The 2,887-nt window shown below is 62.8% G+C and carries 3 protein-coding genes; all 3 read left to right on the top strand.

Annotated elements, in window-relative coordinates:
• Positions 1–321: 321 nt before the first annotated feature.
• A complete protein-coding gene (locus WCB02_RS10195) occupies positions 322–1,260 on the top strand; it encodes a DUF2493 domain-containing protein (RefSeq protein WP_423957952.1) in 939 nt (312 codons plus the stop codon).
• 174 nt (positions 1,261–1,434) lie between these two features.
• Positions 1,435–1,884 carry an ester cyclase gene (locus WCB02_RS10190; RefSeq protein WP_423957951.1) on the top strand — a complete coding sequence of 150 codons (450 nt, stop codon included), beginning with the start codon at positions 1,435–1,437 and terminating at the stop codon, positions 1,882–1,884.
• Positions 1,885–2,338: 454 nt separating this feature from the next.
• Positions 2,339–2,887: cation transporter (locus tag WCB02_RS10185; RefSeq protein ID WP_423957950.1), on the top strand; the 549-nt coding region annotated here is incomplete at its 3' end.

Below are 2,887 nucleotides of genomic sequence, written 5' to 3'. Positions count from 1 at the left end.
GACCAGGCTGGTGCGCCGCTCTGATCGTGCGCACTCGATCCTGGGCCTCTCCTGTCGCCGGAGAGGACCGCGCTCACGGCCTTCGTGAGAGGGCGACCCTGCGGCAAGCGGTCCGGCCACGCAATGGCGGGAGCCGGCTATTTTCCGTCGCGCCGAAGACGGCGCTTTACATCGCGAAGCAAAATAGCCGGCTCCCGCCATCCTCCGCTTTGCTTCGGCCGCTGTCGCTTGCGCTCGGCGGTGCAGGTCCGGTCCGCCCGCCGCCTTTCGTCGCCATGAAGGCCGCGATGAGCGCGACCAATCCGACCGAGGAAAGCCGCCATGACGATCGAGCACAACGAGACAGGCGATGAGCCGCCGCACGCCACATCCCCAACCGATCATGTCCTCACCGAACTCCAGCTTCACGGCTATCGTCCCTTCCAGGACGAGCCCGACCCAAGACCGCTCCCCGATGCCCGTATCGTTTCTGTCGCCGTCGCCGACATCTTCGACGCGCTGATCGCAAGCTTGAGCGAAACCCGCCTCGAACCCGACCTCGAGGACTTGTTATGGTCGACTGTCAATCTCTTCCACCGCGCCAACGAACGTATCGAACGCCAGCTCGACGACAACGAGCAGGCGCAGAAGCGAAGCCAGTGCGACCAGGATGGCTCTGAAATCCGATCGGTCGAACTGGAGCGTCTCACCGCCGAGGGCATGACGCTGATCGAGCGGCGCAACGGCATGGAATATTTCCGCGACCAGGCAGCCGAGCACTTCGTCCGCCACACCGGATCGCACTGGCATCCGCGCAGCGGCTCGATGGTGAACCACCGCGCCTTGACCTCGGCTGTCATCGACAGTCGCGACTTCCTTGCCGCCAGACGCCGGGCGGATACCGAGGTGCTGTTACCCGCTGGACCGAAGATCGCCTTCACCGGAGGCCTCGATTGCAACGATCACCGCCTGATCTGGGACAAGCTCGATCAGGTCCACGCCAAGCATCCGGACATGGTGCTTCTGCATGGCGGTTCTCCGAAGGGCGCCGAGCGTATCGCCGCCCGCTGGGCCGACCATCGCAAGGTACCCCAAATTGCCTTCAAACCCGATTGGACCAAACACGCCAAGGCGGCACCCTTCAAGCGGAACGATCAGATGCTCGATGTGCTGCCGATCGGCGTAATGGTCTTCCCGGGCACTGGTATTCAGGAGAACCTGGCCGACAAGGCACGCAAGCTCGGCATCCCCGTCTGGAAGTTCGGCAGCGCTGGCGCGTGAGCGCCACCTCGCGCGCGTTGCATATCCTCGCGCCGCCACGACGGATGCTTTCTCCAGTCGGTCGTCTGTCACGCTTGCCGCCTTTACGAAGAGAGCGGGAATCGGGTGGCAGCTGCAAGGTCCACTGCATCGATCGAGCCACGTTGAGACGACGAAGCAAACAGGAGATATAACATGTCGAGAGAAGATGAAAACAAGGCGACCGTAGGCCGCTGGTTCGCCAGCTTCTGGGGTGAGAGGTGCGATCTCGGAATTGTCGATGAGCTTGCGGCGCCGGATGCGCTCCTTCAGTATTCACTGCACGAGCCACGTCGGGGACGGGAAGACATCAAGGCCTTCATGGGGGATTTCCGTCAAGCCTTTCCGGATCTCAATTTCTGGGGGGCCGCCGATCTGATCGCGGAGGGCGACTGTGTGGTCGGCCGCTGGGATGGTGGGACCCACACCGGCCCCGCATTCGCTGATTTCCTGGCCGGCTCCTTGCCCGCCAACACCGGTCGTAGAATGCGATTTACAGGCACGACCGTTCTGAAGCTGAAGGACGGCAAGATCACCGAGGATGTCGGGTTCGACGACGGCGTCACCGCGCTGCAGCAGCTCGGGCTGATCAAGCTTGCCGCTTAGCCAACGGGAACGGAAAGCCGGCTTTCGGGATTGATCTCTCGAGGGCCCCGCGCGGCCGCACGTCAGCGCCACCGGGGAGACTTTGAACCGGCGACGACCAAGCCCGTGCATGGGTTCGATCTATTTTGACAACGCGGGCCGCCTTTCTGCACACCAGGTTATCCCTTCCTTCTCCGGGAAGGCCGGCTCTCTTGTGAACTCCGATTGTTCGCTGGCACGTCTCCAAAATGCCGTTCAGCGCGCGCGAGCACCTGGCGACGCTGTAAGACGCTCCCGCACAATCTCATAGAGAGCCGCCGCGCCGTGGAGTTTTCCGCCCTCATTGACGGTGCAGTTGACAGCAGAGGAGCAGGCGCCTTAAGCGATAGGGGCCTCATTCGGGCGAAGCATCGGAGATTGCAGGCGGCGAATATGCGGGTTAAGGGCAATGACAGAATGCTGCACACCGCCGCCCTTGATCCTGTCGCCGCGTGTTGATCGGCTGCTGCTGATCCGTCAAGCTTTCCGGCTCGAATGGGCCACCATCGCTTGGATGACCGTGGAGGCGGCTGTCTCGATTGCCGCAGGTGTCGCGGCCGGCAGCCTTGTCGTGTTCGCCTTCGGGCTTGACAGCCTCATTGAGTTGGCATCGGCCGGTGTGCTCATGTGGCGGCTCTCCGTGGAGCTCCGCAACGGGCAGAAATTCTCTGAGCGCGCCGAGCGCATCGCCGGTCGGATCGGCGGCGGCCTGCTGTTCCTCCTCGCTGCCTATGTCGCAGCAGCCGCTGCATGGCGTCTGCGGGAAGCTACAGGCGAGGAATTCTCAAGGCCTGGGTTCATCGTCGCGTTGATAGCGATTCCCGCCATGCGCTACTTGGCCCTTCGCAAGATCGAAATTGCCGAGAAGATTGGAAGCAGGGCGCTACGTACGGACGCGATGGAGGCCGTGACGTGTGGATGGTTGTCGTTCGTGGTTGTCGCGAGCATGACCGCGCAGTGGCTCGTCGGCGCATGGTGGATTGAC

Source organism: Bradyrhizobium sp., assembly GCF_049581145.1.
In the GTDB taxonomy this organism is placed as follows: domain Bacteria; phylum Pseudomonadota; class Alphaproteobacteria; order Rhizobiales; family Xanthobacteraceae; genus Bradyrhizobium.
The sequence above is the reverse complement of the archived record's forward strand: the minus strand, read 5'-3'. Positions and strand labels throughout refer to the sequence as shown.

Bases quoted from the DNA above. Each gene is read 5' to 3' on its own strand.
- WCB02_RS10195 (WP_423957952.1), top strand. From the start codon at position 322: ATGACGATCGAGCACAACGAGACAGGCGATGAGCCGCCGCACGCCACA.
- WCB02_RS10190 (WP_423957951.1), top strand. From the start codon at position 1,435: ATGTCGAGAGAAGATGAAAACAAGGCGACCGTAGGCCGCTGGTTCGCC.